This window comes from Rhodoferax saidenbachensis, assembly GCF_031457975.1.
Lineage (GTDB): Bacteria > Pseudomonadota > Gammaproteobacteria > Burkholderiales > Burkholderiaceae_C > Allorhodoferax > Allorhodoferax saidenbachensis_A.
Genome location: NZ_JAVDXO010000012.1, coordinates 65,188 through 87,097, shown reverse-complemented (window position 1 = coordinate 87,097; position 21,910 = coordinate 65,188). Strand labels below are relative to the sequence as shown.

15 protein-coding genes and 1 tRNA gene are annotated in these 21,910 nt (G+C 60.3%); 13 read left to right on the top strand and 3 right to left on the bottom strand.

The genetic code is table 11. The features are described 5' to 3' along the window. The first annotated feature begins 128 nt into the window (after positions 1-128). The 11 genes from rplJ to J2X15_RS19420 all read left to right on the top strand — a co-directional run bounded on the left by rplJ (position 129) and on the right by J2X15_RS19420 (position 16,183). A complete protein-coding gene (gene rplJ, locus J2X15_RS19470) occupies positions 129-659 on the top strand; it encodes a 50S ribosomal protein L10 (protein ID WP_310346134.1) in 531 nt (176 codons plus the stop codon). A gap of 42 nt (positions 660-701) precedes the next feature. After that, positions 702-1,076: a 50S ribosomal protein L7/L12 gene (rplL, locus tag J2X15_RS19465; protein ID WP_105261490.1), complete on the top strand. Its 375-nt coding sequence runs from the start codon at positions 702-704 to the stop codon at positions 1,074-1,076. A 274-nt stretch (positions 1,077-1,350) separates the two neighbouring features. Beyond that, entirely contained in the window at positions 1,351-5,463 is a 4,113-nt protein-coding gene (rpoB, locus tag J2X15_RS19460; protein WP_310346130.1) for a DNA-directed RNA polymerase subunit beta, read from the top strand. Between the two features lie 20 nt (positions 5,464-5,483). Beyond that, a complete protein-coding gene (gene rpoC / locus J2X15_RS19455; protein WP_310346125.1) occupies positions 5,484-9,707 on the top strand; it encodes a DNA-directed RNA polymerase subunit beta' in 4,224 nt (1,407 codons plus the stop codon). A gap of 119 nt (positions 9,708-9,826) precedes the next feature. After that, entirely contained in the window at positions 9,827-10,360 is a 534-nt protein-coding gene (locus J2X15_RS19450; protein WP_310346122.1) for a hypothetical protein, read from the top strand. 6 nt (positions 10,361-10,366) lie between these two features. Further along, positions 10,367-11,692 carry a 16S rRNA (cytosine(967)-C(5))-methyltransferase RsmB gene (rsmB, locus tag J2X15_RS19445; RefSeq protein WP_310346120.1) on the top strand — a complete coding sequence of 442 codons (1,326 nt, stop codon included), beginning with the start codon at positions 10,367-10,369 and terminating at the stop codon, positions 11,690-11,692. Further along, complete coding sequence (locus J2X15_RS19440) at positions 11,664-12,281, top strand: DUF4390 domain-containing protein (protein ID WP_310346117.1); 618 nt, start codon at positions 11,664-11,666, stop codon at positions 12,279-12,281. The genes rsmB and J2X15_RS19440 overlap by 29 nt, the downstream gene beginning before the upstream one ends. Then, positions 12,278-14,566 carry a sensor histidine kinase gene (locus J2X15_RS19435; RefSeq protein WP_310346115.1) on the top strand — a complete coding sequence of 763 codons (2,289 nt, stop codon included), beginning with the start codon at positions 12,278-12,280 and terminating at the stop codon, positions 14,564-14,566. The genes J2X15_RS19440 and J2X15_RS19435 overlap by 4 nt, the downstream gene beginning before the upstream one ends. A 37-nt stretch (positions 14,567-14,603) precedes the next feature. Beyond that, complete coding sequence (locus tag J2X15_RS19430; protein ID WP_310346112.1) at positions 14,604-15,275, top strand: response regulator; 672 nt, start codon at positions 14,604-14,606, stop codon at positions 15,273-15,275. 24 nt (positions 15,276-15,299) lie between these two features. Further along, a tRNA-Phe gene (locus tag J2X15_RS19425) sits at positions 15,300-15,375 on the top strand. A gap of 226 nt (positions 15,376-15,601) precedes the next feature. Further along, positions 15,602-16,183 carry a hypothetical protein gene (locus J2X15_RS19420; RefSeq protein WP_310346110.1) on the top strand — a complete coding sequence of 194 codons (582 nt, stop codon included), beginning with the start codon at positions 15,602-15,604 and terminating at the stop codon, positions 16,181-16,183. 20 nt (positions 16,184-16,203) lie between these two features. Here J2X15_RS19420 and J2X15_RS19415 read toward each other — a convergent pair whose 3' ends face one another. Then, a complete protein-coding gene (locus J2X15_RS19415) occupies positions 16,204-17,130 on the bottom strand; it encodes a phospholipase A (RefSeq protein ID WP_310346107.1) in 927 nt (308 codons plus the stop codon). 89 nt (positions 17,131-17,219) lie between these two features. Then, positions 17,220-19,352, bottom strand: a complete 2,133-nt coding sequence (locus tag J2X15_RS19410; RefSeq protein WP_310346102.1) for an ATP-dependent helicase — start codon at positions 19,350-19,352, stop codon at positions 17,220-17,222. Positions 19,353-19,437: 85 nt separating this feature from the next. Between J2X15_RS19410 and J2X15_RS19405 the strand changes: the two genes are divergently transcribed. Continuing rightward, positions 19,438-20,418: an AEC family transporter gene (locus J2X15_RS19405; protein WP_310346100.1), complete on the top strand. Its 981-nt coding sequence runs from the start codon at positions 19,438-19,440 to the stop codon at positions 20,416-20,418. Here the strand turns inward: J2X15_RS19405 and J2X15_RS19400 are convergent. Then, complete coding sequence (locus J2X15_RS19400) at positions 20,415-21,170, bottom strand: hypothetical protein (RefSeq protein WP_310346098.1); 756 nt, start codon at positions 21,168-21,170, stop codon at positions 20,415-20,417. The two genes, J2X15_RS19405 and J2X15_RS19400, sit on opposite strands and share 4 nt — an antisense overlap. Positions 21,171-21,241: 71 nt before the next feature. Between J2X15_RS19400 and J2X15_RS19395 the strand changes: the two genes are divergently transcribed. Next, a complete protein-coding gene (locus J2X15_RS19395) occupies positions 21,242-21,574 on the top strand; it encodes a hypothetical protein (RefSeq protein ID WP_310346096.1) in 333 nt (110 codons plus the stop codon). The last annotated feature ends 336 nt before the right edge of the window (positions 21,575-21,910 follow it).

Genomic DNA, 21,910 nt, shown 5'->3' with positions numbered 1-21,910 from the left:
TAATAGTTTTAAGCCAACGCAGATGGCGATCCCGCTGCAGATGGAATGAGAGTTCTGTTAACAGTTGGTCGCTGCAATGTGGAGCACCGCGCGACGCAAGTTGCAAGGTGCATTTAAAGGAGTAGACCTTGAGTCTGAATCGCAGTGAGAAAGAAGCAGTCATCAGTGATGTGACTGGCCTCGCCGCTAAAGCTCAAACGCTCGTGATCGCGGAATACCGTGGCATCACGGTCGCTGACATGACCAAACTGCGCAACAACGCGCGCAGCAATGGTGTGAGCCTGAGTGTGTTGAAAAACACCCTGGCCCGCCGTGCTGTCGCCGGTAGCAGCTTTGAAATTGTGTCCGACCAGATGACCGGTCCTCTGATCTACGGCTTTTCCGAAGACGCAGTGGCTGCCGCTAAGGTGGTGGCCGAGTTCGCGAAAACCAACGACAAGTTGGTGATCCGTGCTGGTGCGTACGGCGGCAAAGCCCTGGACGTGAACGGCGTGAAGCAATTGGCAAGCATCCCTTCCAAGGAAGTGTTGTTGGCGCAGTTGTTGGGCTTGATGCAGTCCCCCATTTCGCGTACGGCCCGTGTGCTGTCCGCGTTGGCGGAGCAGCGTGGCGCAGGTGCAGCAGCAGAAGCTGCTCCCGCAGAGGCAGTCGCCGCTTAATTGCGCCCTGTCTGTAGTAACCAATATTGTTAGGAAATCAAAATGGCATTCGATAAAGACGCATTTTTGACCGCGCTGGATAGCATGACGGTCATGGAACTCAACGACCTGGTGAAAGCCATCGAAGAGAAATTTGGTGTGAGCGCTGCCGCTATGGCTGCTCCCGCTGCTGCTGGTGGCGGTGCCGCTGCTGCTGCTGAAGAAAAGACTGAATTCAACGTGGTCTTGACTGAAGCCGGCGCCAACAAGGTGTCCGTCATCAAGGCAGTGCGTGAAATCACCGGTCTGGGCCTGAAAGAAGCCAAGGATCTGGTGGACGGCGCTCCCAAGGCTGTCAAGGAAGGCGCTTCCAAGGCTGATGCAGAAGCTGCCAAGAAGAAGCTGGAAGAAGCTGGCGCCAAGGTCGAACTCAAGTAATCGACCACTTTGCCAGGGCTGGAGGTTCCGAAAGGGCCTCCAGCCTTTGCTGCTTGTGAGCATTGAAATTAGTGCACACTCAAAAGTGGTCTAAGGACCGTTTTTGAGTGTCTTCTGATCCGACTGCAGAAGACGCCTTGGTACGGGTTGTGTGCAATGCGCAACCGTCCGCCAGTGATTGGTAGTGGCCAATCGCCAAGCCTGTTGAGAGTGATGCTCAACGCGACAGTCGCCTAGGACCCCCAGGATTCCTCAGCCTTTGCCCGGAGATCTAATGGCTTACACATACACAGAACGCAAGCGAATTCGCAAAAACTTCGGTAATCGCGATAGCGTGCTCGAGATTCCCTACTTGTTGCAAATGCAAAAAGACGCGTACACCGCGTTTTTGCAAGCCGACGTAGCCCCCAAAAAACGCACGGTTGAAGGCCTGCAGGCTGCGTTCGAAGCCGCCTTCCCCATCGTCTCTCACAACGGCTTTGTGGAGATGAAGTACCTCGAGTACAACCTCGCCAAGCCAGCGTTTGATGTGCGTGAATGCCAGACCCGTGGTTTGACCTTTGCCTCGGCCGTGCGCGCCAAGGTGCAGCTGATCATTTACGACCGTGAATCGTCGACCGGTCAGAACAAGGTGGTCAAGGAAGTCAAGGAACAAGAGGTCTACATGGGCGAAGTGCCCTTGATGACTGGCAAAGGCTCCTTCATCATCAACGGTACGGAACGTGTGATCGTGTCCCAGCTGCACCGTTCGCCTGGTGTGTTCTTTGAACATGACAAGGGCAAGACCCACAGCTCGGGCAAGCTGTTGTTTTCCGCGCGCATTATTCCCTATCGCGGCTCCTGGCTCGATTTTGAATTCGACCCCAAAGACCTGCTGTACTTCCGTGTGGACCGTCGCCGCAAGATGCCGGTCACGATTCTGCTCAAGGCCATCGGCCTGAACAACGAATCCATCTTGGCCAACTTCTTCGTCAACGACAATTTCCGTCTGATGGACAGTGGCGCCCAGATGGAGTTTGTGGCGGAACGTCTGCGAGGCGAAGTCGCCCGTTTCGACATCACCGACAAGTCCGGCAAAGTGGTTGTGGCCAAAGACAAGCGCGTGACCGCGCGCCACACCCGCGAACTGGAGCAATCGGGTACTTCGCACATCAGCGTGCCCGAAGACTTCCTGATCGGCCGCGTCGTGGCCCGCAATGTGGTCGACGGCGACACCGGTGAAATCGTGGCCAAGGCCAATGAAGAGCTGACCGAAGCACTGCTGAAGAAGCTGCGCACCGCTGGCATCCAGGATCTGGCTTGCATCTACACCAACGAGCTGGACCAAGGCGCCTATATCTCGCAAACTTTGCGCACGGATGAAACCGTGGATGAGTTTGCTGCCCGTGTTGCTATCTACCGCATGATGCGCCCCGGCGAGCCGCCGACAGAAGATGCCGTGCAAGCGCTGTTCCAGCGCCTGTTCTACAACCCTGACACCTACGATCTGTCGCGTGTGGGCCGCATGAAGTTCAACGCCAAGATGGGTCGTTCGGAATCGACCGGCCCGATGGTGCTGACGAACGAAGACATCCTGGCTGTGGTCAAGATCCTGGTGGATCTGCGCAACGGCCGTGGCGACGTGGATGACATCGACCACTTGGGCAACCGCCGCGTGCGTTGCGTGGGCGAATTGGCCGAGAACCAGTACCGTACTGGCTTGGCACGTATCGAAAAGGCTGTGAAGGAACGTCTGGGTCAAGCGGAGCAAGAGCCTCTGATGCCGCACGACCTGATCAACAGCAAGCCCATCTCGGCAGCGCTGAAAGAGTTCTTCGGTGCCTCGCAGCTGTCCCAGTTTATGGACCAGACCAACCCGCTGGCTGAAATCACCCACAAGCGCCGTGTATCGGCCCTTGGCCCGGGTGGTTTGACGCGGGAACGTGCTGGCTTCGAGGTGCGTGACGTGCACGTGACCCACTACGGTCGCGTGTGTCCCATTGAAACACCCGAAGGTCCAAACATTGGTCTGATCAACTCGCTGGCCTTGTACGCCCGCTTGAACGAATACGGTTTCATTGAAACACCGTACCGTCGCGTCGTGGACAGCAAGGTCACGATGGACATTGACTACCTGTCTGCCATCGAAGAAGGCAAGTACGTGATTGCCCAGGCCAACGCGGCCTTGGACAAAGACGGAACGCTGACAGGTGACTTGGTATCTGCCCGTGAAAAAGGCGAATCCATTCTGGTCGGCGCTGAGCGCGTGCAGTACATGGACGTGTCTCCTGCGCAAATCGTGTCGGTGGCGGCATCTCTGGTTCCGTTCTTGGAGCACGATGACGCGAACCGCGCGTTGATGGGCGCCAACATGTCCCGCCAAGCGGTGCCCGTGCTGCGTCCGGAAAAGCCCATGGTGGGCACCGGTATCGAGCGCGTCGCTGCGGTGGACTCCGGTACGGTGGTCACCACCACCCGCGGCGGTATCGTCGACTATGTGGATGCGACCCGTGTCGTGATCCGCGTTAATGACGCTGAGGCGCAAGCCGGTGAAGTGGGTGTGGACATCTACAACCTGATCAAGTACCAGCGTTCCAACCAGAACACCAACATCCACCAGCGTCCCATCGTTAAGAAGGGTGACAAGCTGTCCAAGGGTGATGTGATTGCTGACGGTGCTTCGACCGATCTGGGTGAAATCGCTATCGGCCAGAACATGCTGGTGGCCTTCATGCCCTGGAACGGTTACAACTTCGAAGATTCGATTCTGATCAGCGAACGTGTGGTGGCAGAAGACCGCTACACCTCGATCCACATCGAAGAACTCGTGGTGATGGCGCGTGACACCAAGTTGGGTGCGGAAGAAATTACCCGCGACATCCCCAACCTGAGCGAACAGCAGCTGAACCGTTTGGATGAGTCCGGCATCATCTACGTGGGTGCGGAAGTCTTGCCTGGCGACACGCTCGTTGGCAAGGTCACACCCAAGGGTGAGACCACACTGACTCCCGAAGAGAAGTTGTTGCGCGCCATCTTCGGTGAAAAGGCCTCCGATGTGAAGGACACCTCGCTGCGTGTAGACCAAGGCAGCTCGGGCACCGTGATTGACGTGCAGGTCTTCACCCGTGAAGGCATCACCCGTGACCGCCGTGCCCAGCAGATCATTGACGACGAACTGAAGCGTTTCCGCCTGGATCTGAATGACCAGTTGCGTATCGTGGAGGCCGATGCGTTCGACCGTATCGAGAAGTTGTTGACCGGCAAGGTGGCTAACGGTGGTCCGCAAAAGCTGGCCAAGGGGACCAAGCTGGACAAGGCCTACCTAGCATCGGTCGAGAAGTTCCACTGGTTCGACATTCGTCCTGCCGACGAAGAAGTCGCAAGCCAGCTGGAAAGCATCAAGAACTCGCTGGAGCAGACCCGCCACAGCTTCGATCTGGCGTTTGAAGAAAAGCGCAAGAAGCTCACACAAGGCGACGAGTTGCCCGCTGGCGTGCTGAAGATGGTCAAGGTCTACATTGCCGTCAAACGCCGCCTGCAACCCGGTGACAAGATGGCCGGTCGCCACGGTAACAAGGGTGTGGTCTCCAAGATCACGCCCGTGGAAGACATGCCTTACATGGCAGACGGTACTCCTGTGGACATCGTGCTGAACCCATTGGGCGTGCCTTCGCGGATGAACATCGGCCAGGTGCTGGAAGTGCACTTGGGCTGGGCAGGTAAGGGCCTGGGTCACCGCATTGGTGACATGCTGCAACGTGAAGCTGCTGCTACTGAAATCCGTGGTTTCTTGGAGCAGGTTTACAACAGCACAGGCCGTAAGGAAGACTTGGCCCAACTGTCGGACGCAGAAGTGCAGGAAATGGCGAAAGAGCTCACCAGCGGTGTGCCCTTTGCCTCCCCTGTGTTTGACGGCGCGACCGAAAAGGAAATCGGCGACATGCTGCAACTGGCATACCCGGACGACGTAGCCAAGGCCAAGGGCCTGACCGCCGCGCGTACCCAGGCCCAGCTGTATGACGGTCGTACCGGTGATGCTTTCGAGCGCACTACCACGGTGGGCTACATGCACTACCTGAAGCTGCACCACTTGGTCGATGACAAGATGCACGCCCGTTCCACTGGTCCGTACAGCTTGGTGACCCAGCAACCTCTGGGCGGTAAAGCACAGTTCGGTGGCCAGCGCTTCGGTGAAATGGAAGTGTGGGCACTGGAAGCCTACGGCGCGTCGTACGTGTTGCAGGAAATGCTGACGGTCAAGTCCGATGACGTGCAAGGTCGTACCAAGGTGTACGAGAACATCGTCAAGGGCGAACACTCCATCGAAGCCGGCATGCCGGAATCGTTCAATGTGCTGGTCAAGGAAATCCGTTCCTTGGGCATCGACATTGAACTCGAACGCTCTTAAAGAAAAGGGAAAGAACTCACATGAAATCTTTACTCGACCTATTCAAGCAGTTCACCCCCGATGAGCATTTCGATGCCATCAAGATCGGCATGGCTTCTCCCGAGAAGATCCGTTCCTGGTCTTTTGGTGAAGTGAAAAAGCCGGAAACCATTAACTACCGTACGTTCAAACCTGAGCGCGACGGCCTGTTTTGCGCCAAGATTTTCGGACCTATCAAGGACTACGAATGCCTGTGCGGCAAGTACAAGCGTTTGAAGCACCGTGGTGTGATCTGCGAGAAGTGCGGCGTTGAAGTCACACAGACCAAGGTTCGCCGCGAACGCATGGGTCACATTGACCTGGCCGCACCTTGCGCGCACATCTGGTTCCTGAAGTCTCTGCCAAGCCGTTTGGGTCTGGTGCTGGACATGACGCTGCGCGATATCGAACGTGTGCTGTACTTTGAAGCATATGTGGTCACCGACCCAGGCATGACCCCGTTGAAGAAATTCAGCATCATGTCGGAAGACGACTTCGACGCCAAGTTCAAGGAATACGGCGACGAATTCCAAGCCAAGATGGGCGCTGAAGGTATTAAGGACCTGCTGCAAAGCATCGATATCGAAGGTTCGATCGAGAAGCTGCGCAACGACCTGACCGGTTCCGAGCTCAAGATCAAAAAGAACGCCAAGCGTTTGAAGGTCCTGGAAGCGTTCAAGAAATCCGGTATCAAGCCTGAGTGGATGGTGCTGGATGTGCTGCCCGTGTTGCCGCCGGACCTGCGTCCGCTGGTGCCGCTGGACGGCGGTCGTTTTGCGACCTCCGACTTGAACGACCTGTATCGCCGCGTCATCAACCGCAACAGCCGTCTGCGCCGTTTGCTGGAACTGAAGGCGCCGGAAATCATTGCACGCAACGAAAAGCGCATGTTGCAAGAAGCCGTGGACAGCTTGCTGGACAACGGTCGCCGCGGTAAAGCCATGACGGGCGCCAACAAGCGCGCTCTGAAGTCTTTGGCCGACATGATCAAGGGTAAATCCGGCCGCTTCCGCCAGAACTTGCTGGGCAAGCGCGTCGATTACTCCGGTCGTTCGGTGATTACCGTGGGCCCAACACTCAAGCTGCACCAGTGCGGTCTGCCGAAACTGATGGCTTTGGAACTGTTCAAGCCCTTCATCTTCGCACGCCTGGAGGCCATGGGCATTGCGACCACCATCAAGGCTGCCAAGAAGGAAGTCGAATCTGGCACGCCCGTGGTGTGGGACATTCTGGAAGAGGTCATCAAAGAGCATCCCGTGATGCTGAACCGTGCGCCTACGCTGCACCGTTTGGGTATCCAGGCCTTTGAACCCATCCTGATCGAAGGCAAGGCCATTCAGTTGCACCCTCTCGTTTGCGCGGCCTTTAACGCCGACTTCGACGGTGACCAGATGGCCGTTCACGTGCCTTTGTCGGTGGAGGCGCAAATGGAAGCCCGCACGCTGATGCTGGCCTCCAACAACGTGCTGTTCCCCGCCAACGGTGAACCTTCCATTGTTCCGTCGCAAGACGTGGTGCTGGGTCTGTACTACACGACCCGCGAGCGCATTAACGGCAAGGGCGAAGGTCTGATCTTCGCCGACACCGGTGAAGTGCAGCGCGCGTTTGACGCGGGTGAAGTCGAGTTGAACGCCAGCATCAATGTGCGCTTGACCGAGTACACCAAGGACAAGGAAACCGGTGAGTTTGTGCCGTCGACCAAGCTGTGGGAAACCACCGCCGGCCGTGCACTGCTGTCCGAAATCCTGCCCAAGGGTCTTCCTTTCTCCAACATCAACAAGGCGTTGAAGAAGAAGGAAATCTCCAAACTGATCAACGTGTCCTTCCGCAAGTGTGGATTGAAAGAAACCGTGGTGTTTGCCGATAAGCTGCTGCAAAGCGGTTTCCGCTTGGCAACCAAGGCCGGTATCTCCATCTGTATCGATGACATGCTGGTGCCGCAAGAGAAGCACGACATCATTGCGCGCGCTCAGAAGGAAGTCAAAGAGATCGAACAGCAATACGTGTCCGGTCTGGTGACTTCTGGTGAACGCTACAACAAGGTGGTGGATATCTGGGGCAAGTCAGGTGACGAAGTGTCCAAGGTGATGATGGCCAAGCTGTCCAAGGAAATGGTCACCGACCGCCATGGCAAGCAGGTCCAGCAAGAGTCGTTCAACTCCATCTACATGATGGCCGACTCCGGCGCCCGTGGTTCTGCTGCGCAAATTCGCCAGGTGGCCGGTATGCGGGGTCTGATGGCCAAGCCTGATGGCTCCATCATCGAGACACCCATTACCGCCAACTTCCGCGAAGGTCTGAACGTGTTGGAGTACTTCATCTCCACCCACGGTGCCCGTAAGGGTCTGGCCGATACGGCGTTGAAGACAGCGAACTCGGGTTACCTGACGCGCCGTTTGGTCGACGTGACACAGGACTTGGTTGTAACCGAACAGGATTGCGGAACCCACAACGGTTACCTGATGCGTGCCATCGTCGAAGGCGGTGAAACGATCGAATCGTTGCGCGACCGTATCTTGGGTCGTACAGCCGCTGATGATGTGCTGCACCCTGAGAATCGTGCAGTCTTGGCGCCTGCTGGCGCGATGCTGGACGAAGACCTGATCGAAGAACTCGAAGCTGCAGGCGTGGACGAAGTCAAGGTACGCACGGCATTGACCTGCGAAACCCGCTTTGGTATTTGCGCCAAGTGCTACGGACGCGATTTGGGCCGCGGTGGTCTGATCAACGGCGGCGAAGCCGTCGGTGTGATCGCTGCCCAGTCCATCGGTGAACCCGGTACCCAGTTGACCATGCGTACCTTCCACATCGGTGGTGCTGCGTCTCGCGCTGCGATCGCTTCCAGCGTGGAAGCCAAGTCCAACGGCGCGATCGGCTTCAACGCCACCATGCGCTATGTGACCAACAGCAAGTCTGAGTTGGTGGTGATTGCCCGTTCCGGCGAAATCATCATCCATGACGAGCATGGTCGTGAGCGCGAGCGCCACAAGGTACCGTACGGTGCCATCCTGACGGTCAAGGCTGACCAGGCTGTGAAGGCGGGTGCGATTCTGGCCAACTGGGATCCGTTGACTCGCCCCATCATCACCGAGTTCGCTGGTAAGGCGCACTTTGAGAATGTGGAAGAAGGTCTGACGGTTGCCAAGCAGGTGGATGAAGTGACCGGTCTGTCCACGCTGGTGGTGATCGATCCGAAACGCCGTGGTGCTGCTAAGGTCGTGCGTCCTCAGGTCAAACTGATCGATGCGTCAGGCCACGAAGTGAAGATCCCTGGTACCGATCACTCGGTGACCATTGGCTTCCCCGTTGGCGCTTTGGTGCAGGTACGCGACGGACAGGACGTGGGTCCTGGCGAAGTGCTGGCCCGTATCCCGATCGAAGGTCAGAAGACCCGCGACATTACCGGTGGTCTGCCCCGTGTGGCTGAGCTGTTCGAAGCCCGTTCGCCCAAGGACAAGGGCGTTCTGGCCGAAGTGACCGGTACTGTGTCCTTTGGTAAGGAAACCAAGGGCAAAGTGCGCTTGCAGATCACCGATCCCGAAGGCAAGGTTTGGGAAGAGCTGGTGCCCAAGGAAAAGAACATCTTGGTGCACGAAGGCCAAGTGGTCAACAAGGGCGAAAGCGTTGTGGACGGCCCAGCCGATCCACAAGACATCTTGCGCTTGTTGGGTTCGGAAGAACTGGCCCGTTACATCGTGGACGAAGTGCAGGACGTGTACCGCTTGCAAGGCGTGAAGATCAACGACAAGCACATTGAAGTGATTGTTCGCCAGATGCTGCGCCGCGTGGTGGTGGAAGCTACCGGTGACTCTGGCTACATCAATGGTGAACAGGTCGAGCGTTCCGAAATGCTCAACACCAACGATGCATTGCGTGCGGCCGGCAAGATCCCTGCGGTCTACACCAACTTGCTGCTGGGTATTACTAAGGCATCGCTGTCCACCGATAGCTTCATCAGCGCGGCTTCCTTCCAGGAAACTACCCGCGTACTGACCGAAGCGGCCATCATGGGCAAGCGCGATGAGCTGCGCGGCTTGAAGGAAAACGTCATCGTGGGTCGTTTGATCCCCGCGGGTACGGGCCTGGCCTACCACGAAGCGCGCAAGGTGCGCGAGACGATGGACGACGCCGAGCGTCGTGCCATTGCGGAAGCCGAAGCTGCCGAATTGGCAGGTGGTGTGGATGCTGGTGAGTACCAGTCTAACGAAGGTGCTGCTGCCGAGTAATCGCGCAATGCCTTAGTGGCTGAGGCGCCCCAAGTCTGCGAAAGCAGCTTGGGGCGTTTTTTTATGGGGCGGCTGTACGTTCCTTAAGATCGCTTATCTAGTCAGAAGAGAGGACCGGCATGGATGCTTCATTGTTGTTGTGGCTGCTGTTGGCCGCATTGGTTTTCTGGAGTGTGGGCCTATACAACCGCCTCATGCGGTTGCGTGCGCGCGGCATGGAGGTCCTCCAGGTATTAGAGAAGTACATGCGCGCTTGCGCTGCGGTGGTCAATGTTGCCCTGTCCGATGGCGCTAAGACAGACGACAAGCCGCCTGCGGAGTGGGCGGCGTTGGCGAAGGCGATTCAGGCACTCGATGCTGCATGGAAGCTGCCGCGCCCCAATCCTTTGGCTTCCGAGTCGTTGATGCCGCTTGCTGCTGCATGGGACGCCGTGCACGCCCAGTGGCTGGCGGCCAGTGATGTACCCGCCGATTTGGCCGGCCCCAGTGTCCCACCAGAATTGCGTGCGGATTGGGACGCTGGTGTGCTCAAAGTTCAAAGTGCACGTGGCGGTTTGAACCAAATTCTTGGGCGCTACAACGAGGCCATTCGCCAATTCCCTGCCAGCGTCGTCGCTGGCGTCATGGGGTTTCTCCCCGCAGGACAACTTTAAGCCAGCATGCCAGAACTTCACAAAACTCCAGCGCTGTGGCGCCAACTGCAAGCCACGGCCCGCGTGGTGCTCGCCGTGCGTGGCGGGGCTTCCGGCACGGTGGCGATTGACGCCGTGGAGGCCGAATTGCGCTCCGGCGTCCAGGCGCTTGCTTTTCAGGTGTGGCGCAATCTGGGGCGCGCCCAGGCCCTGTGTGCCCTATTGGCCAGCAAGAAGCCACCGCCAGCCGCAGATGCTTTGCTGTGCGTTGCTCTGGCGTTGGCATGGGACGACGCACAAGCGCCCTACGATGCCTTCACGCTGGTGAACCAGGCCGTGGAGGCCGCCAAGCGCCAGCAGGAAACCAAGGCCCAGGCCAATTTCATGAACGCTTGTTTACGCCGATTTTTGCGTGAAAAGGATACGTTGGTCGCCGCTACCCAGAAAGACCCGGAGGCTGTGTGGAACCACCCAGCGTGGTGGATTACACGTCTGAAGGCGGAGCGCCCAGCGCAGTGGATGGCTTTGTTGTCGGCTGCCAATCGGCATGCGCCCATGACGCTGCGGCTCAATCGACGGCGGACCTGTGTTGACGACTATTTGCCATTGTTGGAGCAAGCCCAGTTGCGTGGCATCCACCGCAGTGCCCAGATTGTGGAGTTGGGTCAGGCCGTGCCTGTGCAGACCGTACCCGGCTTTGCGCAAGGCATGGTGTCGGTGCAGGACGCGGCTGCACAGGTGGCGGCTCCCTTGCTGTTGGATGGATATGCGGCCCCGCAGCCCTGGCGCATCCTGGATGCTTGCGCTGCGCCGGGCGGTAAAACCGGGCACCTGCTCGAGTTGGCCGACGCCGAAGTGATCGCGCTGGAAGTGGATGCGCGACGGGCTCAGCGTATCCAAAGCAACGCTCAGCGCCTGGGCCTGACACCGCAGGTGGTGACGGCCGATGCCAGCCGGCCTGACAGCTGGTGGGACGCAAAGCCTTTTGACCTCGTCTTGCTGGACGCCCCATGCACCGCCTCTGGCATTGTCCGGCGGCATCCTGATATTCGCTGGTTGCGCCGTGCATCCGATGTGGACCAGCTCGCAGCAATTCAAAAGCGCATTTTGCAGGCGCTATGGCCTCTGGTGCGGCCCGGTGGGCGCCTGCTGTATTGCACCTGCTCTCTCTTCGTCGCCGAAGGCCAGGGCCAGGCGCAAGCGTTTCTTGCAAACAACACTGATGCCCAGTTGCTTCCGTCTCCCGGCCATTTGCTGCCGCAAAGTGAAGTGACCGCTGGCGTTGTCCCCGACAATCCATTGGGTGACCACGACGGCTTTTTCTATGCGCTCTTTGAAAAGCGTGCTGTTTAACAAAGCGGTACGCTGGTTGGTATTTGTCGGCTTGGCCGGCCTCCTTCGCGTGGCCGCGGCTCAGGGCGCGGTGGACCTGTCGCAGTTTGAGGTGGAGCGTGGACCTGACGAAGTCACCGTCTCTGCCCAGTTGCAGTTTGAGTTGTCCAGCACGGTGGAAGATGCGCTGCTCAAAGGCATCCCCATGGTGTTTGTGGCGGAGGCCGAAGTGCTCAAGGAGCGCTGGTATTGGTCTGATAAATCGATGGGTAGCGCCACGCGTCAGTTCCGGTTGGCGTTCCAGCCACTGACGCGCCGCTGGCGGCTCAACGTCAGCACCGGTCCAGGGCCAGCCACTGGGCTGGGCTTGGCCTTGAACCAGAGTTACGACACCCTGCCGCAAGCGCTGTCGGCCATCAAGCGCATCTCACGCTGGAAAGTAGCCAACACGTCCGACCTGGACCCCAGTCAGCGTTACCGCCTGGAGTTCCGTTTTCGTCTGGACCTGGGGCAACTGCCACGCCCTTTTCAAATCGGGGCGCTAGGCCAATCTGAGTGGGATGTCGCGCTGGCCCGATTCGTGATTCTGGCGCCAGAGGCAGCCAAATGACCGACTTGGAAGGGCCCCGGGCCCCGGTGGTTCCCGGCCACACTTCGCGCGCGGTGCGCCGAACAGTGACATTGGGTGCCGCCCTGATGGTCGTCATTGGCATGCTGCTGCTCTACTTGCTGACGCAGGCCACGAACAACCGTGAACTGTACGAGCGCAACTACGCTCGCCTGTTCGCCATCAATGTGGTGGTGGCGGTTTTGCTGGCTGCTGGCATTGCCTGGGTGGGGTACCGGCTGATGGTGCGTGTGCGCCAGGGACGCTTTGGCAGCCGCTTGCTGGTCAAGCTGGCCACCATCTTCGCCTTGGTGGGGGTCATGCCCGGGCTGTTGATTTACGTGGTGTCGTACCAATTCGTCTCGCGTTCTATCGAGACCTGGTTTGACGTCAAGGTCGAAGGCGCGCTGGAGGCCGGACTGAGTCTGGGCCGTGTCACGCTCGATACGCTGTCGAATGACCTGGCCACCAAGTCGCGCGCTGCGGCAGCGCAGCTGTCGGAAAGCAGTGATGGCACTGCGGGTCTGGTCATCGAGCGCTTATTGGATCAACTGGGGGCCTCCGACATCACGGTTTGGGGGGGCTCGGGCAACCTGATTGCCAGTGTGGGTCAATCCAAATTTCAGTTGAGTCCGGACAAGCCCACCACTAGCCAGTTTCGTACGGCACGACAAGAGCGCTCGCTGGCCTGGATCGAAGGGCTGGAGGACGCGGTGCCCGGGGCTCTGAGCAATGCCCGCATCAAGACTCTGGTGCCCATTTCCAGCCCCACATTGGGCCTGAATGCCGAGACCCGGTACATGCTGGTGTCGCGTGCCTTGCCGCCCAATCTGGTGGCCAACGCACTCGCGGTGGACAGTGCCAACCGCGAGTACCAGGAGCGCGCGCTGGCACGAACGGGGCTCAAACGCATGTACATCGGTACGCTGACCTTGAGTTTGTTTCTCGCAGTGTTTGGCGCGGTGTTGTTGGCGGTGGTATTGGGTAACCAGATTGCCCGCCCTTTGCTGCTGCTCACTGAAGGCGTGAGCCAGGTGGCCGCCGGCGACCTGACTCCCAAGTTGGCGATGCAGGGCAAGGATGAGCTGGGGGGGCTCACCCGTGCGTTTGCGTCCATGACCCAGCAGCTGGCCGACGCGCGCCAGGCGGTGGAAAGCAGCATGTCGCAGGTGGACGCTGCGCGCGCCAACTTGCAGACGATTCTGGACAATTTGACCTCAGGTGTGGTCGTCTTGGGTGCCGATGGATCCATTCGTTCCTCCAACCCCGGGGCCACGCGCATCCTGCAACAACCACTGGCCGCATACCAGGGCCATTCCCTGGCAGAGGTTCCTGGGCTGGAGCCTTTCGGCAGCGCAGTGCAGCAGCAGTTTGGGGAATTCCTGGCGCGCCAGGTCGAACATGGCTTGGACCATTGGCAGCAGTCCTTTGAACTATCCGCCAACCAGTCGCCAATGCGAAGCCCATTCGATCGGGCCGTCACCTTGGTGGCCCGCGGAGCGGAGCTGCCTGGTGACTTGCGCCTGCTGGTGTTTGACGACATCTCCGAGATTGTGTCGGCCCAGCGTGCCCAGGCCTGGGGCGAGGTAGCCCGTAGGCTGGCACATGAAATCAAAAATCCTCTGACCCCCATTCAGCTCTCGGCCGAGCGGTTGGAGATGAAGCTCAATGGCAAACTGGAGGCGAGTGAGCAGGCCATCCTCACCAAATCGGTAAAAACCATCGTGGACCAGGTGGATGCCATGAAGCGACTGGTGAACGAGTTCCGCGACTATGCGCGCTTACCTGCTGCCGAGCTCAAATCGCTGGACCTGAATGGGCTGGTCAAAGACGTTTTGCAGCTTTATGACGTGGACGCGGCCAAGGTGCCCATCGCCACTGACCTGGATGCGCGTTGCCCGCCAGTTCTGGGTGATGCAGAGCAACTGCGCCAGGTGATTCACAATTTGTTGCAAAACGCGCAGGACGCATCGGAGGCTGCTGTTGCGGCCTCGCCGGGCGTGCCTCGCAACGTGCTGGTGAAGACGCAGTGGCAAGAAGCCTCGGGCCGTGTACGCCTGATTGTGCAGGACCAGGGCAGTGGCTTCCCCGAGAGCATTCTCAAGCGGGCCTTTGAGCCGTATGTGACGACCAAAGCGCGCGGGACGGGCCTGGGTTTGGCGGTCGTGAAGAAAATTGCGGACGAGCATGGATCCCGCATTGACATTGGCAACCGCACCGTGGACGGCGTAATCGTGGGCGCTCAAGTGTCGTTATCATTGGCGATAGACCACAGCGCACCCGTTTGAGTGCGGACACAGGCATCAAAGGGACTGCGCAGACAACATGGCAAACATACTGGTAGTAGACGACGAGCACGGTATTCGTGAATTGCTTTGGGAAATTCTGAATGACGAAGGCCACACCGTCGAACTGGCGGAGAACGCTGCCCAGGCGCGTGCTGCTCGGCTGCGTGAGCGTCCGGACCTGGTGCTGCTGGATATATGGATGCCCGATACCGACGGTGTGACGCTACTCAAGGAGTGGTCTACCACCGGCGCATTGACCATGCCCGTGATCATGATGAGTGGCCACGCCACCATCGACACCGCCGTTGAGGCCACCAAGATTGGAGCGTTGGCGTTCCTCGAAAAGCCCGTCACGTTGCAGAAGTTGCTCAAGGCTGTGGAGCAGGGCTTGTCGCGCGGCAACCTGCGCAAGACTGTGCCTTTGCCCATGGCGTCGGTGGCCACCGCGGTTGCGCAAGAGGCCACCTCTGTCATGGTCGCCGAAAAGGCAGATACGGGCCCTCAGGCACAGCAAAACTTTGAGCTCGACAAGCCCCTGCGCGAGGCCCGCGACGAATTCGAGAAAGCCTATTTCGAATACCACCTAGCCAAGGAGAACGGCTCCATGACCCGCGTGGCCGAGAAGACTGGGCTGGAGCGCACCCATCTCTATCGCAAGCTCAAACAACTTGGCGTGGACTTGACGCGCGGGAAGCGAAATGGCGTTTAAGTTAATGCTATAATTCAAGGCTCAGGCCCGGTAGCTCAGTCGGTAGAGCAGAGGATTGAAAATCCTTGTGTCGGTGGTTCGATTCCGCCCCAGGCCACCAAAATGCGAAAGCGGCTTCTCTGCAAAGAGAGGCCGCTTTTTCTTTGTGCTGTGCGCTACCGCACGCCCACGCCGGTCGCTCCATAGTCCAACTGGCCCCTTGTTTCACGGGGTACCCCACGGTACGCTTGCGCGCAGTTCAAGGGGCGCCTGTAGGGAGGCAAACCGCAAAGTGGCAAAGGCCTGCATGCTGGAGTAACATGCAGGCGAAAACAAGAAGGAGTCCCATGTTCAGCAGGTTTCGGGGCAAAGATGGCACGCCGGACCCCAAGCAGGAGGCCCCGGGTTCGCGTGGACTGGAAGTCCGCGAAGACGACCCGGACACTGCCTGGAGCCTGTGGGACAGTGCGCTTGCTGAGCAGGACTCGCGTTTCAGTGGGCTGCCGCCCATTTCTGCTCCCGCGCCCTTGGCGCCCACACCACCAGTTCCCCATGTTCGCGCGGAGCCTCCCGCTGCGCAAGCCTTCCCTGAGTTGGATGCACCCACGGTGCCCATGGGGCTGGAAGACGCGACACCCGCCCAGCGCAAGGCCACAGCGCTGGAGACTGTGGAGCTGCACCACCACCGCATTGCCAACACCATCCGCACCCTGTGGGGCTACAAGGAATGCAGTGTCTATATCAACAAGCTGATCATGAACGGTGGTGACGGCATGGGCAACGCGCGCATTGGTTTTAACCAAGAAGCGGCTGATGCCATGATGGTGCTGGCTGACCTGCACGACGCCGAGTTCGGTTCGGCCGATTCTGGTGGTGGATTGGGGTTTGCCGATGCCTCGTTCACCACAGGTTTCGATGGCCACCGCTGAGGCGGTCGCCGCACCGCCTCTTACCAGTCCAGCAACGTCAGCCCCACGCTGAGCACGGTGCGGCGACGGTTGTAGTCCATCAGTGAATCCCCATAGCCGCTGAACACTTCGGTGTGGAAGCGCAGGCTGCCACGCTGGTCGGTGTCGCTGGCGCTGCCAACTTTGCGGAACCAGCCTAGGCGGATGGAACCATTCGCGTCTGCCTGCAGCGAATGCCGCACGGTCAGCGCCAGTGTGTTGGTCGGGTTGATGTTCCAGGCGGCAGAGATTTCGGCACGACCGATCAGGTCAGCAATGTCGGGGTTGTCGTCGCTGGCGGAGTCTTCGGGCAGACGCTGCCACAGGCTGGCGTTGACCGCCACCGTGCTGCCCAGCTCCAGCCCGGCCCGGGCAATGACGCGGTTCCAGCTGCGCGACAGTGGCAGGCTTTGGCCGTTGCTCTGATGGTTCAGGCTCACGCCACCGTAGCGTAGGCGCCAACCCGAAGGGAGGGCCGACTCCACCGGGAAGATGTAGGTCAGCTCCGGCTCATGGTCCGTGGCTCGGAAAGGGCGCGACAGGTCGTTGTTGAACAGCTGCCAGTACGACTGCTGGCTGTACGAAAACCACAGCGAATCCAGCCGGTTCGGGTCGCCGCCAGTCAGCAGCCCCTGGGCCACCTTGGTGCGTACCGAGAGCTGGATGCGCGTCTCACTGGTGGTGTAGGGCTGGTAGGTGCCGGTGTGACCCGCGCTGGGTGAGGTGGGCTGCATGTTCACGCTGTCTGAGCCGATGACCGACAGGCTGATGGGCCTATAACCGCGCAGGCCAAAGGTGCCGCAGTCGCTGGAGGGCTCCAGTTCCCAAAAGCGCGACAACGGAGTGGCACGTGGGTTCTTGCAGCTCACCCCGGGCTGGACGGCGGTGGCCGCCGTGCTGTCCACAGCCACCGCCGGGGGCGTGGTCAATGCGGAGGATTCTGTGCCGTTTTGGGCTCTAGCCCCCGTAGATACTGCGCAAACAGCTATGAAAAGAGTAGCGAATCGGAGTTGCAAGGTCATCGGGGTGTGGCGGCGGCAGCCGCGTTGGCTTGGGCTTTGGCAGCAAATTCGGCGCGCAGGGCACGCAGCTTTTCGCGGGGGTCTTCTTTCACGGTGGTCTGGTCCAGGCCCATCTCTGCGATGAAGCGGCTGGGTAGCGCAGCCACCATCTCGCGGCCTTTTTTGCGGCGGCGTGTCCAACTCACGGCCAGACTGCGCTGGGCGCGGGTGATGCCCACGTACATCAGGCGGCGCTCTTCCTGCAGGCGGGTGGCCATGTCTTCATTCGCGGCCTCGTCGGCCCGGGTGGAGCCGCCAAGGGTGTCAGCACCGTCGCCCAGCTTGAAGGGCAGCATGCCCTCGGTCACACCCACCAGCATCACATGCGGCCACTCCAGCCCCTTGGAGGCGTGCAGGGTGGACAGTGTGACTACGTCCTGGTCCTTCTCGCGCTCGCTGATGGTGGAGAGCAGGGCGATGGTTTGTGCAACTTCCAGCAGGCTCTTGACCTCACGCGCGGTGACGCCGGCCACATCTTCAATCTGCCCGCCGCAGCGCTGCGCCATCCAGTCGCAAAACTCCAGTACGTTGGTCCACTTGGCGGCGGCGACCTTTTCGCTTTCTTCGCCGTCGTACAGGTGTTTTTCGTAGCCAATTTCTTTCAGCCACTCGGCCATAAACGCGGTGGCGGCCTCGGCGCCTTCGGTGTGGCGGGCGCGGAATTCCAGGTCGTTGATGTAGCGGCCAAACTCGTGCAGGCTGCCCAGTGCCTTGGCACTGAGCGCGGCACTCAGCGAGGAGGAAAACAATGCCTCGAACAGGCTCAGCTTGTATTGGCTGGCGTACACGCCCAGCGTGCCCAGCGTGGTGTGGCCAATGCCGCGTTTGGGCGTGGTCACTGCGCGCAGGAACGCCGGGTCGTCATCGTTGTTGCTCCACAGACGAAACCAGGCGCACAGGTCGCGGATCTCGGCGCGGTCAAAAAAGCTTTGTCCACCCGACACTTTGTAAGGAATGCCGGCCTTGCGCAGCGCCTTCTCAAAGGGCTTGGCCTGGTGATTGGCGCGGTACAGCACCGCAAAGTCGCGGAACTCCTTGTACTGCTTGCCCTGCATGTCCGCCAAACCCTCGGCACGCAGGCTCTGGATGCGGGCCACGGCGCGCTCGGCCTCGTGCTCCTCGTTGTCGGCGTCCACCACGCGTACCGGCTCGCCTTCGCCCAGCTCGCTGAACAGGGTCTTGGGGAACAGCTTGGGGTTGGGGCCGATCACGTTGTTGGCCGCGCGCAGGATGGCGCTGGTGGAGCGGTAGTTCTGCTCCAGCTTGATGACCTTGAGCGTGGGGAAGTCCACCGGCAATTTTTTCAGGTTGTCCAGCGTGGCGCCACGCCAGCCATAGATGGACTGGTCATCGTCACCCACGGCGGTGAAGCGCGCCTTCTCGCCCACAAGCAGCTTCAGCACCTCGTACTGTGTGGCGTTGGTGTCCTGGTACTCGTCCACCAGCACATGGCCCAGCTTGGCCTGCCAGCGCTCGCGCACCTCGGGGTAGTCGCGCAGCAGCTTGAGCGGCAGGCTGATCAGGTCGTCAAAGTCCACGCTTTGGTAGGCCGTCAACCGTTCTTCGTAACGCCCCATCACGGTGGCGATGATGCGTTCGTTGTCGTCGGCCGCCTGCACCAGTGCCTCCGCAGAAGTCAGCCCCGCGCTCTTCCACGCGCTGATGGTCCACTGCCACTGGCGCGCTGTGACCGCATCTACCGTGCCGCCCGCGTCCTTGAGGATGCTGGTCACATCGTCGCTGTCCAGAATGCTGAACTGGGGCTTGAGGCCCAGTACCGCGCCGTCCTCGCGCAGCATGCGCACGCCCAGTGCGTGGAAGGTGCACACGAGCACGTCCTTGGCGGTGCGGCCAATGAGTTGTTTGGCACGCTCGCGCATTTCGGCGGCGGCCTTGTTGGTAAAGGTGATGGCGGCAATGCGGTTGGCCGGCATGCCCATTTGCATCAGCCGCCCAATTTTGTGGGTGATCACCCTGGTTTTGCCCGAACCGGCCCCGGCGAGCACCAGGCAGGGCCCGTGCAGGTAATTGACGGCCTCTTGCTGGGCGGGGTTCATGCCGTGGTCGGCGTTGGGCGGGGAGGCAGACATGCGGGGGAGAACTGGAGCGAAAACGGCACAGAAGCGAGCGCGCCATCTTAACGGGTGGGTGTAAATCCCCGCCACAATGGAGCCCGTGCTGCAAATCCTCACCGTCACCTTCCCTTTCTTCGCCCTGGTGCTCTGCGGTTTTGTGGCCGCGCGCCGCGGCATGCTGCCGCTGGCGGCCATCCCCGGGCTCAACGGTTTTGTGCTGTTTTTTGCGCTGCCCTGCATGCTGTACCGCTTTGGCGCCAGCACGCCGATTGCCCAGTTGCTGGATCCCAGCGTGGCGCTGACTTATCTGTTGTGCGCTCTGGTGATCGTGACGTTTGTGGTGGCCGTCACGCTGCATGGCCGCATTGGCTGGAATGACGCCGCCTTTGGCGCACTGGTGGGCGCCTTCCCCAACACCGGTTTCATGGGCGTGCCCCTACTGGTGGCGCTGCTTGGGGCCAAGGCCGCGGGTCCGGCCATCGTCACCATCCTGGTGGACATGGTGATTACCTCGTCGCTGTGCATCGCACTCTCGCGCTTGGGTGGGAACACGGCGGCGGGCGGTGTGTCCGCCGCGCAGGCCGCCAAAAATGCCCTCAAGGGCGTGGCCGCCAACCCCATGCCCTGGTCGATTCTGTTGGGCGCACTGGTGTCTGCCTTGCAGATCGAATTTCCGCAGCCCGTGGTGGCCACCGTGGGGCTGCTGGCCGACGCGGCTTCGCCGGTGGCACTGTTCACCATTGGTGCGGTGCTGGCCCGCTCGCAGATCCTGGCCAAGGAGGACAAGTCGCACGAGGTGCATTGGCAAGAGTACGTGCCGGTCGCGCTGATCAAGCTGTTTTTGCACCCGCTGCTGGTGCTGCTGGTGGGCGTGTCGGCCATTGGCCTGGGCGTGCCCATCGACAAGTTTGCGCTCACCGTGCTGGTGCTGCTGGCCGCGCTGCCCAGCGCCAGCAATGTGTCGCTGCTGGCCGAGCGCTTTGGCGCCGACAACGGGCGCATCGCCCGCATCATCCTGGTGTCCACCGCCGCAGCGTTCTTCACCTTCTCCGGTGCGGTGGCGCTGATGGTGGGGATTTAGCCGGCTTTGACCTGCGCGTAGGCGGCATTGAGCCGGCGTATCAGGGGCTGGTTCATGCTGCGGGTGTGGCGGCTCCAGCGGTCCATGGTTTGCTGCAGCTCGGGTTGCAGGCGTGTGGCCAGTGCGTGCTCGCCGCTGGTGCAAGCCCAGATCGCGTATTCGGCGCGGCTCTCAAAGGTGCCAAAGCGCGCCATAGCCGACTCAAACTCTGCCTGCGCCTCCTGGTGCCGGTCTGCCGCAGCGTAAGCCTGGGCCAGCAACAGGCCGATCTGCTCGGCGCGGAAGCCCGCATCGGTCTGGCGGATGAACTGCAGGTGGGTGATGGCGTCCGTCGCGCGCTGGCATGCCAGGTAGGTGCTGGCGGCGCCCAGGCGAATCTCCAGGTCGGCCGCAAACGGGCCCTTGAGGCAAGCCTCATAGTTCTGCGCGGCCTCTTCGGCCAAGCCACCGCCCAGGAGCGCAGCCGCCAGCCGCATCTGGTTCTGCGCCGTAGGGGTGTAGTCAAAGGCCGCGCGCGCTTCGCGCAGTTCCTTGGTCGGGTCCAGCGTCTTGGCGGCGGCTGCCACCACCTGGCGCGCCCCGCGCTCCAGCCGTGAATTGGGCAGGTAGATCACCAGAAAGTAGACGATGCTGCCCAAGAGCGGAAACGAGAACAGCACGAACAGCCAGTACAGCTGCTGGCCGCTGCGCACCACATGGACCGCAAAGAACAGCGCAATCAGAATGTGCAAACCCAGGCCGGCAAATGGCATTTTTCTTCCTCGCAATATCAGTTCAAACCGCAATTTCGCTGGGGCCATAGCGTACTGTGCAAAATGGCCACATGGAAACGTTGTTGAATTTTGTCGCCCAGGTGTTGCGCCGCGTGTTCAAGCTGGTGCTGGTGGTCTGGGTGAGTCTGTTTGCCCTGGCTCTGCTGTCGCTGGCCGTGACTGCCGCACTGCTTACGGTGCTGTGGTCCCTGCTCAGGGGCCGCAAGCCCGCCCTTTTCACTACTTTCACGCGTTTTCGCCAGGCCTCGCAGCAGTTCAGTGCGGGTGGCTGGAATCGCCAGGGTGGCTTTGCGCGGCCCACTGCGGAGGACGTGGTGGATGTACAGGCCAATGAGGTGCGTTCCGAAGTCTTGCCCTTGCCTGGGGTGTCTGACAAGTCCTGAGTTCTTTGAGGCGCTGTATTTGCGCCTGCGGGTTGGCACGGCCGACAGCGTGGCCCGCGTTCTCCGGTTCAGCTCGCGGGCGGATTCTTTTGGTGGGTTGAGGCTTCTGCGTTAACACCTTGGTTGGCGCACCTGTTCTGTGGCAACCGCGAATCGAACCTGCGCCCGCGGGCCCCACTACCGGCCTCAAAGGAATGTTGTTGGAGCGCGCGTCTTTCACGCCAACACGTTTTTAAGTCGGTGAATTGGGTGTCCGGGCGCCGGTCCGATTCGCCGTTGCCACAGAGGGCGTGCGCCGTCGCCGTGTTGATGAGCGATCTCAGGCGAACCAACTCC

Bases quoted from the DNA above. Each gene is read 5' to 3' on its own strand.
- rplL (WP_105261490.1), top strand. From the start codon at position 702: ATGGCATTCGATAAAGACGCATTTTTGACCGCGCTGGATAGCATGACG.
- rpoB (WP_310346130.1), top strand. From the start codon at position 1,351: ATGGCTTACACATACACAGAACGCAAGCGAATTCGCAAAAACTTCGGT.
- rpoC (WP_310346125.1), top strand. From the start codon at position 5,484: ATGAAATCTTTACTCGACCTATTCAAGCAGTTCACCCCCGATGAGCAT.
- J2X15_RS19450 (WP_310346122.1), top strand. From the start codon at position 9,827: ATGGATGCTTCATTGTTGTTGTGGCTGCTGTTGGCCGCATTGGTTTTC.
- rsmB (WP_310346120.1), top strand. From the start codon at position 10,367: ATGCCAGAACTTCACAAAACTCCAGCGCTGTGGCGCCAACTGCAAGCC.
- J2X15_RS19440 (WP_310346117.1), top strand. From the start codon at position 11,664: ATGCGCTCTTTGAAAAGCGTGCTGTTTAACAAAGCGGTACGCTGGTTG.
- J2X15_RS19435 (WP_310346115.1), top strand. From the start codon at position 12,278: ATGACCGACTTGGAAGGGCCCCGGGCCCCGGTGGTTCCCGGCCACACT.
- J2X15_RS19430 (WP_310346112.1), top strand. From the start codon at position 14,604: ATGGCAAACATACTGGTAGTAGACGACGAGCACGGTATTCGTGAATTG.
- J2X15_RS19420 (WP_310346110.1), top strand. From the start codon at position 15,602: ATGTTCAGCAGGTTTCGGGGCAAAGATGGCACGCCGGACCCCAAGCAG.
- J2X15_RS19410 (WP_310346102.1), bottom strand. From the start codon at position 19,352: ATGTCTGCCTCCCCGCCCAACGCCGACCACGGCATGAACCCCGCCCAG.
- J2X15_RS19400 (WP_310346098.1), bottom strand. From the start codon at position 21,170: ATGCCATTTGCCGGCCTGGGTTTGCACATTCTGATTGCGCTGTTCTTT.
- J2X15_RS19395 (WP_310346096.1), top strand. From the start codon at position 21,242: ATGGAAACGTTGTTGAATTTTGTCGCCCAGGTGTTGCGCCGCGTGTTC.